Origin of the sequence: Kutzneria kofuensis (assembly GCF_014203355.1) — a bacterium.
Classification (GTDB): domain Bacteria; phylum Actinomycetota; class Actinomycetes; order Mycobacteriales; family Pseudonocardiaceae; genus Kutzneria; species Kutzneria kofuensis.
This window is the reverse complement of the sequence record NZ_JACHIR010000001.1, coordinates 2,382,369-2,401,203: the sequence shown is the minus strand read 5'-3', so window position 1 is coordinate 2,401,203 and position 18,835 is coordinate 2,382,369. Positions and strand designations below refer to the sequence as shown.

At 67.7% G+C, this 18,835-nt stretch carries 24 protein-coding genes; 15 read left to right on the top strand and 9 right to left on the bottom strand.

The window, feature by feature from the left end; genetic code table 11:
* The first annotated feature begins 14 nt into the window (after positions 1–14).
* Positions 15–1,586: a class I tRNA ligase family protein gene (locus BJ998_RS11015; protein ID WP_184860868.1), complete on the top strand. Its 1,572-nt coding sequence runs from the start codon at positions 15–17 to the stop codon at positions 1,584–1,586.
* 1,060 nt (positions 1,587–2,646) lie between these two features.
* Here the strand turns inward: BJ998_RS11015 and BJ998_RS11010 are convergent.
* The 9 genes from BJ998_RS11010 to BJ998_RS10970 form a co-directional block, all read right to left on the bottom strand.
* The gene (locus BJ998_RS11010) at positions 2,647–4,074 is read right to left on the bottom strand and encodes a non-reducing end alpha-L-arabinofuranosidase family hydrolase (RefSeq protein WP_184860867.1); all 1,428 of its coding nucleotides are present in this window, start codon (positions 4,072–4,074) and stop codon (positions 2,647–2,649) included.
* Positions 4,075–4,356: 282 nt separating this feature from the next.
* Positions 4,357–4,917, bottom strand: coding sequence for a hypothetical protein (locus BJ998_RS11005; protein WP_184860866.1), 561 nt, complete (start codon positions 4,915–4,917; stop codon positions 4,357–4,359).
* 279 nt (positions 4,918–5,196) lie between these two features.
* Complete coding sequence (locus tag BJ998_RS11000) at positions 5,197–6,243, bottom strand: alpha/beta hydrolase (RefSeq protein WP_312890042.1); 1,047 nt, start codon at positions 6,241–6,243, stop codon at positions 5,197–5,199.
* Positions 6,244–6,369: 126 nt separating this feature from the next.
* Positions 6,370–6,906: a hypothetical protein gene (locus tag BJ998_RS10995; RefSeq protein ID WP_184860865.1), complete on the bottom strand. Its 537-nt coding sequence runs from the start codon at positions 6,904–6,906 to the stop codon at positions 6,370–6,372.
* A 600-nt stretch (positions 6,907–7,506) separates the two neighbouring features.
* Entirely contained in the window at positions 7,507–7,680 is a 174-nt protein-coding gene (locus tag BJ998_RS10990; RefSeq protein WP_184860864.1) for a hypothetical protein, read from the bottom strand.
* A 967-nt stretch (positions 7,681–8,647) separates the two neighbouring features.
* The gene (locus tag BJ998_RS10985) at positions 8,648–8,869 is read right to left on the bottom strand and encodes a type II toxin-antitoxin system HicB family antitoxin (RefSeq protein ID WP_184860863.1); all 222 of its coding nucleotides are present in this window, start codon (positions 8,867–8,869) and stop codon (positions 8,648–8,650) included.
* An 11-nt stretch (positions 8,870–8,880) separates the two neighbouring features.
* Positions 8,881–9,048 (bottom strand): type II toxin-antitoxin system HicA family toxin, encoded by a 168-nt coding sequence (locus BJ998_RS10980; RefSeq protein WP_246488567.1) that lies wholly within the window; start codon positions 9,046–9,048, stop codon positions 8,881–8,883.
* A gap of 39 nt (positions 9,049–9,087) precedes the next feature.
* Entirely contained in the window at positions 9,088–9,681 is a 594-nt protein-coding gene (locus BJ998_RS10975) for a YdcF family protein (protein WP_184868580.1), read from the bottom strand.
* A gap of 83 nt (positions 9,682–9,764) precedes the next feature.
* Positions 9,765–10,529 (bottom strand): GntR family transcriptional regulator, encoded by a 765-nt coding sequence (locus BJ998_RS10970; RefSeq protein WP_184860861.1) that lies wholly within the window; start codon positions 10,527–10,529, stop codon positions 9,765–9,767.
* A 148-nt stretch (positions 10,530–10,677) separates the two neighbouring features.
* Between BJ998_RS10970 and BJ998_RS10965 the strand changes: the two genes are divergently transcribed.
* From BJ998_RS10965 to BJ998_RS10900, 14 genes are all read left to right on the top strand, one after another.
* Positions 10,678–11,091: a hypothetical protein gene (locus tag BJ998_RS10965; protein ID WP_184860860.1), complete on the top strand. Its 414-nt coding sequence runs from the start codon at positions 10,678–10,680 to the stop codon at positions 11,089–11,091.
* 342 nt (positions 11,092–11,433) lie between these two features.
* Positions 11,434–11,697, top strand: a complete 264-nt coding sequence (locus BJ998_RS10960; RefSeq protein WP_184860858.1) for a hypothetical protein — start codon at positions 11,434–11,436, stop codon at positions 11,695–11,697.
* Positions 11,694–11,924 carry a hypothetical protein gene (locus BJ998_RS10955; protein ID WP_184860856.1) on the top strand — a complete coding sequence of 77 codons (231 nt, stop codon included), beginning with the start codon at positions 11,694–11,696 and terminating at the stop codon, positions 11,922–11,924. The genes BJ998_RS10960 and BJ998_RS10955 overlap by 4 nt, the downstream gene beginning before the upstream one ends.
* Positions 11,917–12,306: a hypothetical protein gene (locus BJ998_RS10950; RefSeq protein WP_184860854.1), complete on the top strand. Its 390-nt coding sequence runs from the start codon at positions 11,917–11,919 to the stop codon at positions 12,304–12,306. Before BJ998_RS10955 ends, BJ998_RS10950 begins: the two co-directional genes overlap by 8 nt.
* Positions 12,303–12,626 (top strand): hypothetical protein, encoded by a 324-nt coding sequence (locus BJ998_RS10945; protein WP_184860852.1) that lies wholly within the window; start codon positions 12,303–12,305, stop codon positions 12,624–12,626. The genes BJ998_RS10950 and BJ998_RS10945 overlap by 4 nt, the downstream gene beginning before the upstream one ends.
* A 2-nt stretch (positions 12,627–12,628) precedes the next feature.
* Positions 12,629–12,910 carry a hypothetical protein gene (locus BJ998_RS10940; protein WP_184860850.1) on the top strand — a complete coding sequence of 94 codons (282 nt, stop codon included), beginning with the start codon at positions 12,629–12,631 and terminating at the stop codon, positions 12,908–12,910.
* A 1-nt stretch (position 12,911) separates the two neighbouring features.
* Positions 12,912–13,091, top strand: coding sequence for a hypothetical protein (locus BJ998_RS10935; RefSeq protein ID WP_184860848.1), 180 nt, complete (start codon positions 12,912–12,914; stop codon positions 13,089–13,091).
* 117 nt (positions 13,092–13,208) lie between these two features.
* A complete protein-coding gene (locus tag BJ998_RS10930; RefSeq protein WP_184860846.1) occupies positions 13,209–14,627 on the top strand; it encodes an FtsK/SpoIIIE domain-containing protein in 1,419 nt (472 codons plus the stop codon).
* A gap of 153 nt (positions 14,628–14,780) precedes the next feature.
* Positions 14,781–15,266 carry a hypothetical protein gene (locus BJ998_RS10925; protein ID WP_184860844.1) on the top strand — a complete coding sequence of 162 codons (486 nt, stop codon included), beginning with the start codon at positions 14,781–14,783 and terminating at the stop codon, positions 15,264–15,266.
* Positions 15,263–15,634 (top strand): WhiB family transcriptional regulator, encoded by a 372-nt coding sequence (locus tag BJ998_RS10920; protein ID WP_184860842.1) that lies wholly within the window; start codon positions 15,263–15,265, stop codon positions 15,632–15,634. The genes BJ998_RS10925 and BJ998_RS10920 overlap by 4 nt, the downstream gene beginning before the upstream one ends.
* Before the next feature lie 3 nt (positions 15,635–15,637).
* On the top strand, positions 15,638–15,817 hold the full coding sequence (locus tag BJ998_RS10915) for a hypothetical protein (protein WP_184860840.1): 180 nt from the start codon (positions 15,638–15,640) through the stop codon (positions 15,815–15,817).
* Positions 15,818–15,870: 53 nt separating this feature from the next.
* Positions 15,871–16,773, top strand: coding sequence for a hypothetical protein (locus BJ998_RS10910; protein WP_184860838.1), 903 nt, complete (start codon positions 15,871–15,873; stop codon positions 16,771–16,773).
* A gap of 83 nt (positions 16,774–16,856) precedes the next feature.
* Positions 16,857–17,417 carry a hypothetical protein gene (locus tag BJ998_RS10905; RefSeq protein WP_184860836.1) on the top strand — a complete coding sequence of 187 codons (561 nt, stop codon included), beginning with the start codon at positions 16,857–16,859 and terminating at the stop codon, positions 17,415–17,417.
* A gap of 29 nt (positions 17,418–17,446) precedes the next feature.
* Complete coding sequence (locus BJ998_RS10900; RefSeq protein WP_221337959.1) at positions 17,447–18,835, top strand: replication initiator; 1,389 nt, start codon at positions 17,447–17,449, stop codon at positions 18,833–18,835.

Sequence of the window (18,835 nt, the reverse complement as noted above, 5' to 3'; positions counted from 1 at the left end):
CGGAGATCGACGAGGTGCGTTTTCCGTGCCCCGACTGCGGTGAGCCGGCCACCCGGGTCGCCTCGGTGTGCGACGTGTGGCTGGACTCCGGCTGCATGCCGGCCGCGCAGTGGTGGCACCCCGCGCACAACCCCGGCCGGTTCGAGCAGAACTTCCCGGCCGACTTCGTGTGCGAGGCCATCGACCAGACCCGGGGCTGGTTCTACTCGCTGCTGGCGGCCAACACACTGGTGTTCGGCGGCAGCCCGTTCAAGAACGTGGTGTGCCTCGGGCATCTCGTCGACGACGACGGCCGCAAGATGTCCAAGTCGCTGGGCAACGTCATCGACCCGCTGGAGCTGCTGCCGGAGTACGGCGCGGACGGCATCCGCTGGTACCTGCTGTCCGCCGGCGCGCCCTGGGGCGCCCGCCGGGTCTCCTTCGAAGCGATCGACCAGCGCATCCGCCGCGACCTGCACACGCTGTGGAACGTGGTGTCCTTCCACCGCCGCTACGCGGAACTGGTCGACTTCACGCCGACCGAGGGCTTCGTCAGCGACAGCGTGATCGACCGGTGGCTGCTGTCCCGGCTGCACCGGCTGATCGGCGCGGTCACCGACGACCTGGAGAACTACGCCGCGCACCTGGCCGTCAAGCGCATCGCCGACTTCATCGACGAGCTGTCCAACTGGTACGTGCGGCGCAACCGCCGCCGCTTCTGGGAGGGCGACCGCGCCGCGCTGGAGACGTTGGCGCACGCGCTGGAGACGCTGGCGGTGCTGATGGCGCCGTTCTGCCCGTTCGTCGCCGAGGGCGTGATCCGGGAGCTGCGTGGCGACGCGGCGACGTCGGTGCACCTGGCGGACTGGCCGGCGCACCGGCCCGAACGGTTCGTCGACGACGAGCTGGAGGAGCAGATGGCCGCCGTCCGCCAGGCCAGCTCGCTGGGCCGCTCGGCCCGTCGGGACCTGGGCGTGGCCGGCCGGCAGCCGCTGCGGGCCGCCGTGGTGGCCGGCGTCTCCGGCTGGTCCGAGCAGATCCGGGAGATCGCGCTGGACGAGCTCAACGTGGTCGAGCTGACCATCGGCGACCAGGCCCGGCTGCCGATCAGCCACCAGCTCAAGGCCAACTGGAAGGTGCTCGGCCCGCGCCACCGCGGCGTGGTCAACGAGGTGGCCAAGGCCATCGCGGCGGTCGACGACCCGGCCGTGGTGACCAAGCTGCGCGACGGGCAGTCGGTGCAGCTGGACGTCGGCGGCGAGCTGGTCACCGTCGCGGCGGACGAGGTTGTCATCGACGACGTGCTGCACGGCGGCTGGAAGATCGCCGCCGACGCCGGCGTCACCGTCGCCCTGGACACCACCATCGACGAGGAACTGGCCCTGGCCGGCCGGCAGCGGGCGGTCATCCGGCACATCCAGGTCGCCCGCCGGGACGCGGGGCTGGGCATCCAGGACCGGATCCGGCTGTGGGTCGACGCCGAGCTGCTCGCCGGCTCGGCCACCATCGCCGGCGAGGTGCTGGCCGACACGGTGGCCGGCATCGAGGAGGCGCCGGACCTGCCGGAACTGGTCCGCGGCGAGGGATTCGCCCTCGTCCGCAGCTGACGCACCGAGCGAGAAGGAAACCCTGCCGTGGACACAGACGAGCGTCCCCACCTGCTGGTGATCGCCGGCATCGGCGGCCCGAGCCCGATGCTGCTGGCGCCGAGCCTGGCGCCGGTGGCCCGGCTGACCTGGCTGTACGACGAGCGTGACCTGAGCAAGCCGGACCGCGACGTGTCGATCATGGCGGAGTCCGGCCGGGCGCTGGCGGTGACCTCCGACAGCACGCTGCTCACCGCCGCCAGCGCGACGCACGTCCGGGATCCGTTCGACGGCATGCTGACGTTCTCCGAGAGCTCGCTGCGGGTCGGCGCGGCGGTGGGGGAGGAGCTGGGGCTGCCGTTCAACTCCACCGCGACGGTGGAACGCCTGACCAACAAGTACCTGCAGCGGGTCGCGTTGACCGAGGACGGCGTGCCCTGCCCCCGGTTCCACCCGGTGCGGCAGGAGAGCGATCTCGACGTCGCCGCGCGCAAGGTGGGCTTTCCGGCGGTGCTCAAGCCGATCCGGGGTGGCGGCAGCGCGCTGACCGCCCAGGTCGACTCGATGGACGAACTGCGCGAGGCGTGGCAGGTGGCGGCCAAGGTGCTCGGTGGTCTCGACGCCGGCGAAGGACTTGTGGCACCCATTCTGTGTGGAGATCGCCGCCGTTCGCCACCTGCCGTCTGTGCAGCAAGCTGTCTGGCAGGAAGTTACCGGCGGCCATCGACTCCTTGTGACCGAATTTCGGGGAAAAACGGCCCCAACCGCGGTCGCGACCTGGCGGCCTCTCGAGTTTCCCGCTACCCGAATTTACTGGCTCCACGCCAGAACCGCTCGCGTATGAATGGTTGCCCTTACGACGAATGCCGCACTCGCCCGCACCGCCATGAGGGTGAGTTGTCCTCGCATTGGCCGGAGCTGAAGCACGAGGACGGCTCATACACCGCGGCGTCCACTGGGCTGTCGCTCGGTGCCGGGCGCCGCAAGGAGAAGGAGCCGCCAACACGCCGGCCGGGAGGAACCCCAGCCGGTCGGCGGCTGGGGTTCCTCCCGGAGGCAGGTGTCGGTCAGGTGGAGCCGGCTAGTGCTGCAGCGTCAGCAGACCCGGCCGCCACGGCAGCTGGTCGTAGGGGCCGCCGGCGTTGGGCGACTTGCCCTGGTAGAGGAACTGCAGGTTGCAGGGGTCGATGGTCATGGTCTGGTCCGGGTTGTTGCGGACCAGGTCACCGTGGCTGATGTCGTTGGTCCAGCTGGCGCCGCTGTTGGCCTTGCCCGCGAAGGGGTTGCTCTCGCTGCTGGCCTGCGGGGTCCACGAACCGCTCAGGCTGTTGGCCGTGAACGACCGGAAGTACCGCCCGTTGGCGCCCATCGCCTCGACGATCATGAGGTACTGGTTCTGGCCCTGGACCTTGTAGACCTGGACCGCCTCGAACAGGTTGGCCGTCGAGTCGCTCATGATCTGCGTGTACGACGAGCCGAAGTTGCCCGGGAAGTTCCCGATCGGCATGCTGGCCCGGTAGATCTTGCCGTTGTCACCGGCGAAGAACAGGTACATGTTCGTGCCGTCACCGATCAGGGTCTGGTCGATCGGGCCGGTTCCGGAGCCGGAGATGCTGCCCGTGAACAGCGGCTGCGGCGAGGACCACCCGTTGGGGTTGGTCGGGTCGCTCGACGTGCGGTAGATGAAGGGCCAAGCGCCCCACTGGTACGCCAGCACCCAGATGTTCTTCGGTGCGAAGTAGAACAGCGTGGGCGCCACCGTGGACTGGCTCATCCCGGTCTGGCCGGCCGAGGCCATGTCGGACCAGTTCGTGAAGGGACTGAAGGCCATCGAGCCGTACGACGATCCCGAGACGTTCGACGCGTAGACCAGGTGCTTGCCGTTGTAGACGACGTTGGTGAAGTCCTTGAGCGAGACCCAGCCGTGCTGCGGCGTCGCCAACGCACCCGTCGACGTCCAGTGGTACGTGGACGGAAGAGAGCAGCTGCCGCCTCCCCCGGGCGGCGTGGTCGACAGGCCCGTCCACTTCTGGTTGCTGCCGCCGTTGCACGTCCAGATCTCCACGCCGGTGCCGTTGGCCGTACCGGCGCCCGTGACATCCAGGCAGAGCCCGGACTGCACCCCGACCACCGTGCCGTCGGCGTTCACCCGCCACTGCTGGTTGGTCCCGCCGTTGCAGGTCCAGATCTGCACCCGGGTGCCGGCGGTGGTCGCGTTGCCGGGCACGTCCAGGCACTTGTTGCCGTACACCGTCAACTGGCCGCCGGCCGTCGACGTCCACTGCTGGCCGGCACCGCTCGAGCAGTCATAGATCTGCAGGTAGGTGCCGTCGGTCTGGCTGGCGTTCGGCACATCCAGGCACCGACCCGAACCGACACCGCGCAGTGCGCCGGTGACGTCGGCCAGGGCCGGGCTGGCCCCCACCGTCACCCCCACCGCGACCATCGCCGCGGCGGCGAGCACGGCGATCAAGGATCGGCTCCTGCGGCTGATACTTCTTCTGTTCATGACGACCTTCTCCCCGTCAGCCGCAGGTCCACTTCCGGTTGCTCCCGCCGTTGCACGGCTAGATCGGCATTCCCGCGAGCGAGACGACTGTTACCGTTAACATTGCGCCGCGTCAGCCTCGGCTGCTCAGAGAAGAGTTGTCAATCAAGGTGTCCGGGCGCCGGGGGATCCGGACGTCGGGCCAGGCGGCCTTGCCACCTCAAAGCCGCCGACCCGGGTCCACAAAGGACAGATGCGCGAATGGTGAAAGTTACACGCCCCGAGTGGCGTGACCACGTCGGGTCAGGTCCGGTCCAGGGTGAACGACGAGAGGCCGGCCGCGTTCTCCACCGAGTACCGGTTGGCCGCGGTGTTCCAGCCCGGTGTGGCCAGCGCGGTGGAGCCCGCGATGCCGGTGTGCACCGTGCCGTCGATGATGGCCTCCCCGGCACCGCCGGCGAACAGCACCCGCGCCTCGACCTGACCGGGCAGTCGGACCTCGAAGCTGGACGCGCCGCCGGTCATCCGCACCGGCACGGTGTCCCGCGGCGGTGGCAGCACCGCGGTGATCCGGTCGGCCCCGGCGCCCAGGTCGAGTTCGGAGAGCCGGCCGCCGGACATGTCGACGTTCTCCTCGGTGGCCCCGCCGTCCAGGGCGATCCGCCACATCACGGCAGAGTTCAGGTCGATGACCACGTTGCCCGGGCCGCTCGACCGCACCGACACCCGTACCACGTCGCCCTGCACCTCGACCTGGGCCGGATCCTGGGTCCGGTACAACGCGGCACCCAGCTTCGCCGAGCGCACGAGCACCGAGCTCGCGCCACTGACCACGTCCAGTTCCGCGGTGTGCTGGGTGTTCACGCCGGCAGGTTGCGCTCCGATCGGGAAGATCACAGCCGGGCTCGAGCAACCAGCGAGCAACAGGCACACCGGAATGAGCAGACTCTTCCGCACGAGCGGTGGCTGCCCGCCCGCCGTCGGCGGCAAACCACGGACGCACTCGACTGCCGACGTGAGGATCGGCGTGTGCACGGCCCCGACCCCGATCGTCCTGCTCGGCTCGCGTGTCAGTTCCGGTCGCGGTTCACGGGTTCGGCCCAGGTGGGCGACCGTCGCGACGGTCCCGTGACTGGGTCGACGTCAACGGCCGGTCACGCGGTCGGCCCACTGCGCGACCGCCCGGAAGTAGTCGGGGGCGTTGGGCGCGTAGTTGATCGAGTGGCCATAGCCGGGCAGCACGAAGGTGTGCAGGTTCGCGGCCGCGGAGTAGTACGGCGACTCCGACCGGAGCAGTGCCTCGGTCGAGGAACAGTCCGCGCCGAGGGGCCAGCCGCAGAAGGGGCCGTCGTGATCGGCCACGACGAGCATGACCGGCACGGTGATCTTCCGCGAGTACGGGAGCAGGACCCCCAGCGCGGCGGCGTCCAGCACCTCTCCGACTGCGATGACGTCCTTGGTGGCTTCGTCGTAGGCCTCGACCGCCGGGTCCGGCGGCGCCGGCCTGAAGAACGCCGCGTAGCGGGTGCCGGGCCTGGTGGTCACGTAGCTGGCGTCCAGGCCCCGCCCGGCCAGCGCCGGGTCCTGCGGGGCCGGGATCAGCGAGGCGGCGATGACCAGTGCGTTCACCGGGTTCGGGTGGTGGGTCAATCCGGTGATCAGCACGGCGTCGGCGTCGTGGTAGGTGCCGGCCTCGAGGATGACGGTCGCGGATCCTTGCGAGTGCCCGCCAAGGATCACCTTGTCGAACCGCGGTCCCCCGGAGCCGGACCGCAGTGCCTGAATCACCTGGTGCACCGCGGAGGCCTGGCCGGTGGAGGTCAGCAGCACGCCTATCGGCCGAGAACTGCCGCCGGTGCCCAGTCGGTCCACGGCAAAGGTGGCGTAGCCGGTCCGACTCATCGCCAGCTGGTAGGAGTGGATCTCGGGCGTGAGCCTGATGTCCCAGTACGAGCTGTTGTAGGTGGCGCCGGGCACCAGCACCTGCACGGTCCGGGCGCCCGGCGGCCCGCACAGCCTGCCGTGCATGACCTGGTGGCCGAGCAGGGGCACGGACACCGGGATGTCGAGGTCCTGACAGCTGGGCTCGGTCTCATGGGCCGGCGCGGGTGTTGTCGCCAGCAGCGACGCGAGGACCGCGAGGGCCACCACGCCGGTGCGGCGCAGGATGTCGCGACGAAACCACTGCACGAGGAGAAAACCTCCCTCGGTCGCGGGGAACAGCCGTCATGGACAGGGGGCGGAGGTGTACCTGACCCGAACCGGCATGCCGGGCACGGAACACGCCGCCACCGTGGCCGTCCTTGCGCCAGTTGGTCAGCCGATGGCGATGTCGCCGATGGCGGCGGTGAAATCCTTGAAGCCGCCGAGTAAGCACGCTATGCCTCCGTCCAGGAGTGCCGCGTCCGGTATGCGTGCGCTCATGTTCACCTGCTGATCGGCGTGCGGGCCGTCGGTGACGAAGCCTTGGAAGACGACGCCGCTGGCTGTCATGCTTCCCGCGCCGCTGAAATGGTTCGTCGTCGGCAGGCTGTGGACGGTGATGGTGATGGCGGCGGTTGCCTGCAGGTTGGTGATACCGAAGTCAGGGACACATTCGCCGTTGCCGCTGGCGTTGATGGTGAACCGCACGAGGGCGGGCGTCGCCGGGAGGTCCACCATGTGGCAGTTGGCTCCGGTCGCTTCCGCCAGCAGTGTCTGGTTCGTGGGAGCGTGGCTTATTCCAGGGGTCAGGGTGCCGTGCAGCGTGCCGCCGCTGCAATGGACTCCCGCCGGGGCGGCGGAGGCCGGGGCGGTGGCTGTGGCCAGTAGCAGGGCGGCGGCAGGGGCCGCCGCGGCGAGCCGCGTGATCATGGGGAGCATCGAGGGCGGCCGCCTTTCCGTTATGGAGATGGTTCCAAACGGCCACCGATGCTAGGCCGGATGGGGATGTCCGCACAGGGGCCACCCAACGGCCCCTCGGGCTCGCCAGGATTTCGCGCCGCCCCGAAGCCGCCGTGTGACAAGCAGGGCTGACATTGCGGCCCGGTGTGGCCGGCGCGGTGAGTGCCGTTGGCCGTCGTCAGCACGAGGGTCGACTCCGCCATGGCCATCTCCACCGCTTTGGGCCCACCGGAGCAGCGTAGGTGTCGGCGCAGGAACTACCACTTGTCCACAATGGACGGCCAGGAACGAAAGATCCCACCCGCACCGGCGGGTGGGATAGATTCTGTATTGTGCGCCGCCAGGGACTCGAACCCCGAACCCGCTGGTCAGAGGTCCGCCCCTGTCGACAGTGGTGATTGGTTGTTATCGCCTGCCGTGAGCTGCGTGGTATGCGAAAGCAAATGGTCGCCGGACGTCGCTGGACGTGGTTGGTTGTCGTCGTTTGTTGGGGGTAAACGTGGGGGCGACGTGTTCAGTTGCTTCGCTGGCCTGCTCGTCCCGCGCGGTGACGAAGCGCGTGTCTGGTGATCAACGACTATGGCCGAGCAGTGCAACGGCGAGATCGGGCGGGAGGGTCTGTAGCAGCGCGGCCAGGCTTGCGACAGTGATGCTGATCAAGAATGCCGCACGCAAAGTTGCACGCCAGTCGGTGAGGATCATGCGGAGCAACTTCAGCAGCTCCCGGCGTCGGTCGTTGGTCATGCGAACGCAACGTACACGCCCTGGCGATACCGTGTCCAGGGCGTGCGTCACCGCTTTTTCAATCCATGGTTACGTTACGCCAGTCGTGGCCGATAGTCAACTCTGGTGCTCTGGTGCTCTGACCTGGGGATTTGGTGGGTCATGGTGCGCTTCAACTTGCTAAGGGTGTGGCGTACTGGGGTGCATGAAATTTTTTGTTTAGGGTCAAATGATTGTCTCTGGTCCCATGGCTGCGCCCACCTACCTGACCACAAGGGTCAAGGGGCAAGCCTGTGGGCTGGTCGACGCCGTCAAGGCGTTGAGCTGTCCATGGGCGCGGCAGGCGGGCGCCAGGACCACAGCGGGAGCCGGCTTGCCACTGCGCCCGGGCCGAGTCCCCACGATCACCTCCACACAGGAGAGGCTCCGTGTCATCCCGTCGGCCTGGCTGTGCCCGATCACGAGGGTCAAGGGGGCTGCTGACCGTGGATCGGCAACCGGCGGCGCTGACGGCCCCCTTGACGCTCGTGATTGCCCTCGTGGAGGCCGATGGGATGGCACGCCCAGCTGCTCCACCCGAACCGCGGCTACTTGTGGTCGCTGGGGTCATCCTGGAGGTCTGCCCGTCCGGCGAGGACAGTGCTCGTCGTCACCGCGAAGCGCGGTGGAATGGTGGTCGTCGCTGGGCCGTCATGGCCCCACCGCGTTGCCCCAGCCCCTTCCTTCGCCGTGGGCGCGCGGTGGCCCCCGGAGGGCGCAGCCCGTAGGGGATAGGCCGCCGCGCTTGCCCACGGTGTTGTTCAGGGCTGGGGGCGGTTAAGGGCTTCGCGGTGGGGGAGGGCATGGACGGGCCAGCGGCGGCCGCCAGGCCGCCGCCTTGATAGAGAGAAGAAACTTTGCGCACGGTCGGTTCGGCGCACCGCCAAGCAGGCAAAGAAAAACCCCGTGTCCACAAGGGAGCACAGGGTTTGATCGCTGGCAGCGAGGGCTAGGCAGCGATCGTGAACGTGGTGGCGCTGACAGTGTGCGACTCGGGGATCACGTCGCCTTCTGCGCGGAGCAGCGCTAGGTGCTCGGTCATGGCCTCGCGCATGAGCTGCAAGGTCTCTTCCTCGGTCTCGCCGACGGCGACGCACCCGGGAAGGTCGGGGCTGTAGGCACCGAAGGTCCCGGTCTCGCCCTTCTCGATCACGATGGCGTAGGTGCTCACCGTGGCTCCCTTCACAGTCCTGCCTGCTTCCGGATGTTCCGCTCGGTCCCGGTTGGGATGTCCGAGCTGGGCTTGCCTGCGACGGTCACGATACCCGGTTTGGTGGCGTGCTTGTAGTGCCTGTGGCTGCCGGCGGTGCGCACGTGGTACCACCCGTCAGCCTCAATCTCCTTGATCATGTCACGGACTTTGATTGGCATTCTCGGCACCTAACCCGGTCAGCGGATGAGCCTGCTCGTGTAACCAGCCTCGACGAGACGGACGTAAGCGGCTTGAACGTCATCGGGCACGTCTTGCGGTATGGCGTACCCGGCGTCGGCGAAGATCTTGATCCGCTGGGTGTCGCCGACGAGCATGTTGATCACGAACTGCGCATCGCCGATGCCGGCGACGTACTCGTCAATCGGAGGTCGGTAGGAGGTGCAAACGACATCGAGTTCAGGCCATAGCTTCTTGCAGGTGGCGAACGATCGGCGTTCCTGGTACGGGCGAGAGATCAGTATGGCTGAGGATGGCTCGACTCTGTGCTGCCGCAGAACCTCCTTGCTGAGTTGGAAGTTCTCGGCAGTATTCGTGGCGGCAGTCTCGATCAGAATGGCTTCGTCGGGCACGCCATGCGTCAAGGCGTACTCGCGGTAGTGGACCGCTTCGCCTCGCGGGAACCGCTCGATGGTCGTCGGGGCGTTGGCACCTGTGAAGAGGAGACGCGGCACTGTCTTGTCCTTGAAGAGTTCGACGGCCCGAACAGCTACTCCGATGTCATGACTACCGAGACCGATCGCGATATCTGCGGGCCGCACCTGGTGCTTCATGTCGTGGTAGTTCCACAACGTCAAGACATCCGCTCGGTGCTCACCTGGGATGATGTTGGGGTGCAGCGCACTCACCTTCGATCTCACTCTGGAAGCTGGAAGCTGTACGACCACTCGAACCTGCTGGCAGCGTGGACCCCGAGAGCGAACTCGATCGGCGTACCGTCCTTGGTGAACGTACGACGTTCGAGGATCATCACGGGTTCGCCGGCAGGTAGGGCAAGCGTCTCGATCTCCTCCCGCTCGGGCATCCTCGCGTGAAAGCTCTCAACCATGTGGTCAGGCTCGAACCCCTGCAAGGTGAGGACGGCGAAGCCGCCACCCGGAGTTGCTGGCCCTGGCTTCGGGTCAACCAGCGGCGTGCCTTCTACGTGTGCAGGGTTGTAGTAGCTAGTGAGCGTGTGGGTCGGCGTGTCGCCGTCCTTGACGAGCCGCGCGCGTTCGTAGACGACATCGCCAGGCTTCATGCTCAACGCCTCGGCAACCTTGCTGTCCGCGCGGACCTTGCGGACCTTGTTGGTCTGGTCGCCGCGCTTCCAGTCGCGGCCCGAGGCTTCTCGGTCGGCCGCGAAGGCCACCAGTCCGTACTTCCACTTGCTCTTGGCGTACCGCTCGATGCCGAGACGCTTCATCGGCGGTCGTTCGCGTACCACGGTGCCGCGACGCCGAACTGGGGTTACAAGTCCTTCGGCTTCTAGGCTGGCAACTGCCTTCCGCACGGTGTTGATGTTGACGCCATGCTCCGCCGCTAGCTCCTCCTGCTTGGGCAGCGTCGTTCCGGGCGGGTACACCCCTCGCCGGATGGCATCGCGTAGCTCGTCTGCAAGCTCTCGGTAGCCCGTGCTCATCTCACCTCCTCATGATCCGATAAGTCTATCTCTACCTGCGGAAACACGGCCAGTTGGGTCGATAGAACTAGCTCTATTGACAGACTAGCAGGCGAGATGTCTAATAGAGCTAGTTCTAATCGAGCCGGTCTAGAGGAGCTGATCAGAGATGGCACAGGCCCCCAAGTTGATGGTGGACATGAGCGAGTACACGGTGATCGTTGCCCAGGCCCCGAAGATGGCCATGACGCGCCCGGACGAGCAGGGCAACAGCGAGCCCATGAAGGACTGGCAGACCAAGGCGATCAAGTACACGGTGGACCTGGTCCTGATGGAGCGGCCCCGTCCGGACAGCGACTGGTCGCCGCTGCCGATCCCGATCCGTGCTGACCTGCTGGCCGAGCCCGCTCCGGGGGTGACGCAGGGCGCGATGGTCGCTCTGAACGGCGTGCGGGTCACGCTGAAGACCAGCAAGGTCACTGACAGCGACTGCGCCCGGATGGGGCACCTGCGGGGCGCTGACTTCGCGTGGCGGATCGACTCCCTGTCGCTGGTCGCGGCGTCACCGCAGATGGCGGCGTAACAAGCTTTCGCCCGTGCCCCCAAGAGAAGTTGGTGGGGCGGCCTGTTCGAGTCGGGCCACGGGCACGGTAGGCAGCGAAAGCCGGTGGGCACAGACGCCGTAATCGCCCTGGTTGGCGACCCGGATCGCGACTGCGTGTTCTTCAGTCAATTCCACAGTGGATAGAGCCATGCCTGAATCGGCCACGTGAGCAGATGCCAGGTACCCCCGGTCGCTTCGTCAGAGGCCGGCGTGGTGCTCGCTCGGACGCCCCGTGTGGGTGCCGGGAGTGACGGTGGATCCCCAGCCAACATTGGTGGGGGTCGCGCCGTGGTTTCCGTGACAACAAGGGAGAGCACAACCATGGCACGACGCAAGGGTAAGGGCCCGTACGCGGTCGCTGGGACGTTGACGACCGTGTGGGGTAACAAGGTGGTCGCCGGCCGCACGGTGTCGGCAGCGCAGTGCATGGGCGCTACGTCAGGCCGGCTCGCGCTGCGTGTGGTCGATGGCCTGACCGATGAGTGGACGCGGGACATGCCGGCGGTGTCGCCGCCCTCGGTCTACGGCGACGTCGACTCGGTGGACTGGTCGCAGTTGTGGCCCTACGGCGGTGATGCGGCGTGATCGTCAACGACGCCAACGAGGCAACGCACTTCGCCCGGGGCTACTTGCGGTCGGCGCTGGGTCGCGTCGTCGACGGTTGGCCGGAACTCATGCGCAGCAAGCAAGGCAGGGCGACGGCGCTGCAGGAAGTGGCTTTGGCCGTGTCGGTGCTGGAGATGGACGACCCGACGCTGATCGAGTGGGCGAACGCGGTGTGCGACTCGATGAGGGGTGATCGCGGTGAGTGAGGACCTGTTCGGCAATGAGCTGCCGGCCCAGCCTGCGCCTGCTCCAGCCCCGAAGGTCAAGCCGGGCAACAACATGGACACCGTGATCAAGGTGTTGGAGCGGGCTATGGGCGACGACGGGTACGTACTGGTCGGCCCGACCGGTCAGCCCCACCGGTTGCGGGAGGACAAGCGTCTGACGCCGTGCATCTTCTGGGAGGCGGCCGTGGTGCACGACCTGATCCGCTCGTCGCTGCTCAAGGTCGGCGCACAGAAGTGGATGGACACCCGTCACGGGCGCAAGCCCTGTCAATCGGTCCTGGTGCCTAGGGCGACCCGGAACCAGTTGGTTCGCTGGAAGGCGCTCAAGCCGTTGCATGGCAAGGGGAAGGGAGCGGCATGACCAGGAGTGAGACCTCGTTCGGCGATCGGATTACGGACTCGGAAAGGGACTTCCTGGCTGAGGTGCGCAAGGATTGGTACTTCATGGGTGGGTCGCGGCTGCTGCTGTTGAACGAAGATTGCCGGACGGCGGAGGTTGCGCCGGTCTACCGCACGTTCCTTGCGACCTTGCTGCTGCGGAAGGGCTTGGTCGAGAAGGACAAGCCGTATCAGCTCTTAAAGGTCGATGGTTCGACGGTCCTGGGCGCGCCTCTCGTGCTGACCTACGAAGGAGTTATCGCGCTCGACTTCGCGAGTGCTCAACAGGATGAGGAGAACTGACCATGGCGAGTGTGAGTGGTGTTGTGGCCACCGCTGTCAACGAGCGGGCCAAGCGGAAGTACGGGGAACTGGTGACCTGCGTGGAGGTGCTGGTCGGCACGCTGCCCCGGGTGGAGAAGCACATCAAGGCCATGGACAAGGGGAAGAAGGGCCGCACCTACAAGATGGCCACGCCGGACGAGTTGCTGAAGCGGATCGGGATGATCCGCGCGGGCTTGGTCGACTTCACCGAAGAGTGCAAGAAGCGTGAGACGGAGCTGACGACGACGGAATGGACGGTGTGACATGGCGCTGATCGACATCGAAATTCAGGGGATGGCCCAGTCCATGATGAACCTCAACCGCGCGGTGCGCGGGATGCCGGACAAGAAGGGCTCGCTGCGGGCGCAACACAAGCTGTTGGCCCGGCTGGTCGCGGACCTGCACACCGAGCTGCGGTGGGCGCGGGCGCGGGTCACCGAATAGCCCCTACCGGCGTAGGTCGCATGTTGGCGCTGGCTCATCACCTGCCCTCGCGGTGGGTGGTGGGTCGGCGGGAGCGTGACGACTCCACATAGGACACGCGTAGAAAGGATGCTGATCATGAGCAAGCGGAACAACACCAACGTGAACGTGGCTGGCTCGAAGCGGTCGGCGGGCGTGGAGTGGCGGGCGCTGCGCTGGTCGGCGCGGCACCCCGAGATGGTCACGATTCCCACGGCGCTGGCGGCCGGTGCGGTGGTGGCCCCGACGATCACGGCCAGTGTGGTCGGTGGCGTGCTCACCGGATTGGGCGTGCACTACCGGGCGCACCCGGACACCTTCGACGTGCACGTGGCCCCGGTGCTGCGGGCGCTGCGCCGCCGCTGGACACAGGACTACGTGGGTGTGCGGTGGCGGGACCTGTGCGACTCGGTCGGGTTGGACAAGGAGCACCGCCGCAAGGGCATCGTCCAGTACCCCCGGGTCGTGTCGATCCGGTGCCGCAGCCAGCATGTGGATGTGGTGCACCTGGCTCCGGTGCGCGGCCAGTCGCTGCGCACGTTCACCGAACGCGGCGAGCAGATCGCGGCGTCGCTGCGGGTGGAGCGGGTGGCGTTCGAGCCGCTTCAGCGCGGCCGGATCGCGATGATCGTGCAGCGGTCGATGCCGTTCACCGAGACCATTCCCGCCCCGGAGATGCCGCAGGATTCCCGTGAGGTGGATCCGGCCCGGCTGTACGTGGGTGAGGACGAGTTCGGGCAGCCCGTCTACCTGTCGCTGGTCGGCAAGCAGTCGTTCCTGTTGATCGGCGGCGCGACCGGGTCGGGCAAGAACTCCTGGGTGTTCGCCCCGCTGCGCTCGCTCGCGCCAATGATCCGTGACGGGCTGGTCAAGCTGTGGGTGATCGACCCGAAGAAGCTGGAGTTCAAGCAGCTGGTGCCGATGCTGGGCGGCCGGTATGCGGACGGCACCAAGGACGAGGACACCGGAGACACCGACATCCCGCCGCTCATGGAGCGCTACATCGCCGACATGGAAGACACCCAGATGCGCATGAGCCGCATGGGTGTGCGGGAAGCGCCGATCTCCAAGGAGTTTCCGCTCAACCTGATGATCGTCGATGAGGTCGCGTCGCTGACCGCGTTCACCACGTCGTTGGAGGCCGGCCACATCAACGCGTTCATCTCCAAGGTGGTGTCGATGGGCCGCACCACCCATCACGCGATGATCATCACCTCGGTGGACCCGAACAAGGACGTGCTGCCTTTCCGGGACCTGATCCCGAACAAGATCTGTCTGCGGGTCAACTCGGCCACGCAGCCGGACATGCTGCTGGGGGAGGGTGCCCGGGAGAACGGCGCGATTGCCGACCAGATTCCGGCCACCGAAGAGTTCGACGGCGTCGGCTACCTCAAGCAGGAAACCAAGAAGTCCGCCCGTATGGTGCGCGCGGCCTACACCTCCAGCACCGACGTGCACGAGCTGGTGGAGTTCGTGACCGGGCGTCCGCATCCGGACCGCCGGCTCCGCGCCGCCTAACCGCTGATACCACAACCGCTCGTGCCCCCCAGGAGAACGTGGTGGGGCTGCCCGTTCGAGTCGGGCCACGAGCACCACGGCAACTCCGCCAGAGGCGGGAGCCGCATCACCACTGTCGTTCGTATCCAAACAGAAAGTGAGGTGTCACGTGTCATGAACACAGTCAAGCGTGAGTCGCGGGTGTTGGACCGGATGTTGACCAAGCTGCGGGCGCACCTGCGCGCGAACCACCTGCCCCGGCCGATCGGCATCACGATGTCCACGCTGTCGCGCACGGTGCAGCTGAGCTTCGGCACCGGAGAGGAACGCGCCCGCCTGCACCGTGCGGTGGCCTGGGGCCGCTCCCTGCACGGGGTGCACGTCACATGGCTGGTGCTGCCGAATCGGCACCTGGTCGTCACGATCGCCGGTCAGCTGGCGGATGGGACCGGGGTGATCGTGTCGGCCGGCGCGGACATCGCGTGCCTGGGCGGGGTGCTCGTCGCGACGGAGAACACCGCCTACGTGCTGGGCTACCGGCTGCCGGTGGGCACCGTCCGCCCGACGACCCTGGTCGATGTCGACGCCCTGACCGGCGACCTGGCTGCGGTGTCCCGGTTTCGCGGCGCTGCGGGCATGGTGGCGGGGGTGGCGGCATGAACGACCGTGACCGCGCTCAGGGGCTGCGGACGGGTGCGCGTGCCCTGTCGGTGGCCCTGTTCGGCGCTACCGGCGCACAGGGGGTGTGGCGCCAGGATCGGGCCTGCCGCGACACGGACCCGCGCGTGTTCGACGCGGAGACCGCCCGCTCCCGCGATCAGGCCCGGCGGATCTGCTCGGCCTGCCCGGTGCAACGCCAGTGCGCCACCGAGCAAATCGAGTGGGAGGCCGGCTACCCGGCGGCGACCCGCTACCTGCACGGCGTCGTCGGTGGCCTGACCCCCGCCGATCGGCGACTGATCCACCACCCCACCACCCGCGACCACCACCCGGTGGCCGTGTCCAACCTCGACGGTAAGGCGGCCTGAGCCATGTTCTTCTTCACCATGACCATCAAGCAGATGTTCCGGCTGCTGGGCGTCGCGTTCTGGGCGCTGCTGCTGTGCGGGCTGATCGCGATCGTGTGCGGCATCGGCTGGGGCCTGCTGACCCTGGTCGTCGTGATCGTGATCCTGTCCGCCGTGTGGCGCGTGCTCCGCAATGACGAGTGATCCGACACCACACACCCGACCGCGTGCACCGCCTGGAAAGGAGGCGAACCACCGTGAACGACAAGGACAACACCGACCAGCCGGCCGAGTCCAAATGGATCACGCGCCTGCGTAAGAAGGTCACCGAGGCTGAGCAGGCACACGGCCTGATGCTCAACCCCTACGCCCGCGCTACGTCGCTGCGGGCGGCACGCAAGAGCATCACCCGCTGCATGTGGCTGTTCCTCGGCCTGGGTATCGCGTTCAACGCCTCCGGCGTGCAAGCCACCCTCGCCGGCAACCGCGACATGGCCGACCCGCAATGGTGGGCCTACTGGCTGCTGGAACCCGCCTTGGGCGGCCTGCTGATCACCGTGCTGCGGTGGGAAGCCAAGATGCACGAAGAGCGCAAGGACATCAGCGGCGACGAGTACAGGGCCGCGCGCCGCTTGAAGTGGCTGCTGATGGCCTTCACGCTCACCGCGTCGGTGCTCGCGTCCCGCCAGCCTGGCGGAGCGTTGTGGGAGATCGACCCCGGGCAGCTGCTGGTGCATGTGCTGTTCCCGGTGGTCACCTACTTGGTGGCGGAGGTGATGCCGCTGATGATGGCCAGTTTCGCCGATGTCATCGCCGACGCCGAACCCACCGACCCCGCCCCAACCCCGGCCCCGGGCCCGGCGACGCCAGTTACCGCGGCTTCGTCCACGGTCGTTGTCGAGCCGACCCCACAACCGCACCCGCAGGAACAGCAGCCCACCACCGCGCAGTCCGGGACACAGTCCCCGGTGCCTGCCCCGGTGCTGGATGAGGCGACCCCGGCCAACATCCGCGCCCAGGTCGAGGCGCTGCACGCGGAGATCGCTCCGACCGGCCGCGCAGTCACCGTCACCGACCTGATCGAACGTCTGCGGTACCCCGAGTCCTACGCGCGGAAGATCCTCATCGCGCCGGTGGCGGCGACCAACGGCCACCACTAACACCACGACCCCTCACGCGGGGCATGGGCCACACCCGGCCTGTGCCCCGCTTTCGTATGCCCAGACCAGAAAGGACCCCTGTCATGACGACGACGCTTCCGCCCGTAACGGTCGAGATGGGCTACGAACTGCGCCCGGACGGCTCCGTGTGGCAGCAAGTCACGGGCCACGACGGACGCACCCGCTACGGCCGCGTGTACTGCTTTCCCGACACCGAGCGGCTGTGCTGCAGTCCGCAGTGGATCTCCAACGACGGTGACGCGCCGACCCGGCACGCTGACCGGGACTCGACCAGCACCCGTGACCCAGGCACCCCGCTACCCGGCGCGCGTTGGGCCACCCACGACGACATCCGCCCCACCTACCACCCGTCGGAGCCGTGCACCGCTGATGGGCTGCTCGTCGACGATTTCCCGGTCGCGTTCGCGGCCGTGTCGTGCTCCACCGAGAGCGAGCGGGTGTTCCTGGACCTGGGCTACCACGACCAGCCCGACATGCCCGTCACGGTGCTGACCATGTCCATGGACACCGATAAGGCCATCGATGCCTACCGGCAGCTCGCCGGGGCACTGCGCTACCTCGGCGTCGACACCGACGCCCTGTACCCGGGCCATGACGTCGCCATGACCCACCGCACCAAGTAACCACCCCGTACCAAAGGAGAACCACCACCATGTCACCAACCACTGTGGACACCGACCGGTACGCCGCGTTCATCGGCAAGGCAGGGTTCGGCGCGTGGCGTGAGCGAGTGGCCTCCGCCAAGGGCTGCGCCCACCCGATCCACCTCGCCGGCCGCACGGTGCTGCACGACAAGACCGCCGATGGACGCCCGGTGCTGCGGACCCTGACGGCCGGAACGCTGATGGTGCCCTGCGGCACCCGACGGGCCGCGATCTGCCCGGCCTGCGCCGACCGGTACGCCGCCGACGCGTTCCACCTGATCCGCGCCGGCCTGGCCGGTGGCGAGAAAGATGTCCCGCTGACCGTGCGGGACACGCCCCGGCTGTTCGTCACGGTCACCGCCCCCAGCTTCGGCAAGGTCCACTCGGGCGGGCTGACCGCGCGGGGCAATCGCAAGCCCTGCGGCTGCGGGGCGTGGCATCACCCGGATGACCCGATCCTGTCCACCCCGATCGACCCGGACACCTACGACTACGTCGGCGCTGTGCTGTGGCACGCGATGGCGGGCGCGTTGTGGCACAAGTTCACCGAACGCGTCGCCCGGATCATGGCCGCCCGCCAGGGAATCAAGGTCAGCGAGTTCCGCGAGCACGCCCGCGTGTCCTACGCCAAGGTCGCCGAGTACCAGGCGCGGGGCATGGTGCACTTCCACGTGGTGATCCGGGTCGACGGCCCGACCGGCCCGGACAGCCCCCGCCCCGCCTGGGTGACCGCCTCACTGCTGGAGGACTGCGTCCGCCTGGCCGCCGCTGAGGCTGGCGTCTCGATCGACCGGCCGTCCGGGGCGGAGATGACGGTCCAGTTCGGGCCACAGGTGGACGTGCGGCCGATCACGGCCCGGCTGGCGGGCCAGTTCGAGGATGCGGACGGCACGGTGTCCGAGGCGGCGATCGCGGGTTACATCGCCAAGTACGCCACCAAGTCGACCGGCACGACGGCCGGCGGTGACCGCCGGTTCCGCTCGCAGTTGGACATCGACAACCTGACCGGGATCTCCGAGCACCACCGCCGCATGATTCAGATGGCGTGGAACCTCGGCGGCCTGCCGCAGTACGCGGATCTCAAGCTTCGCCGCTGGGCGCACATGCTGGGCTTCCGGGGCCACTTCCTGACCAAGTCGCGGAAGTACTCCACCACGTTCAAGCGGATCCGGGGGGATCAGGCCGACTACCAGCGGGCGCAGACCCTGGCCCGGCTGGGTGTCGACGACCCGGACACGGTGCTGGTGGTCAACGATTGGCGCTTCACCGCCGTGGGACACGTGTCCCCGGTAGCGGCTGAGCTGGCCGCCGCGTTCTGGGAGCGAACCAAGGCCGAACGCGCAATGCGCCGCGCCGACCAGTACGAGACCGAGCACGACGAACACGAAGGGATGTGA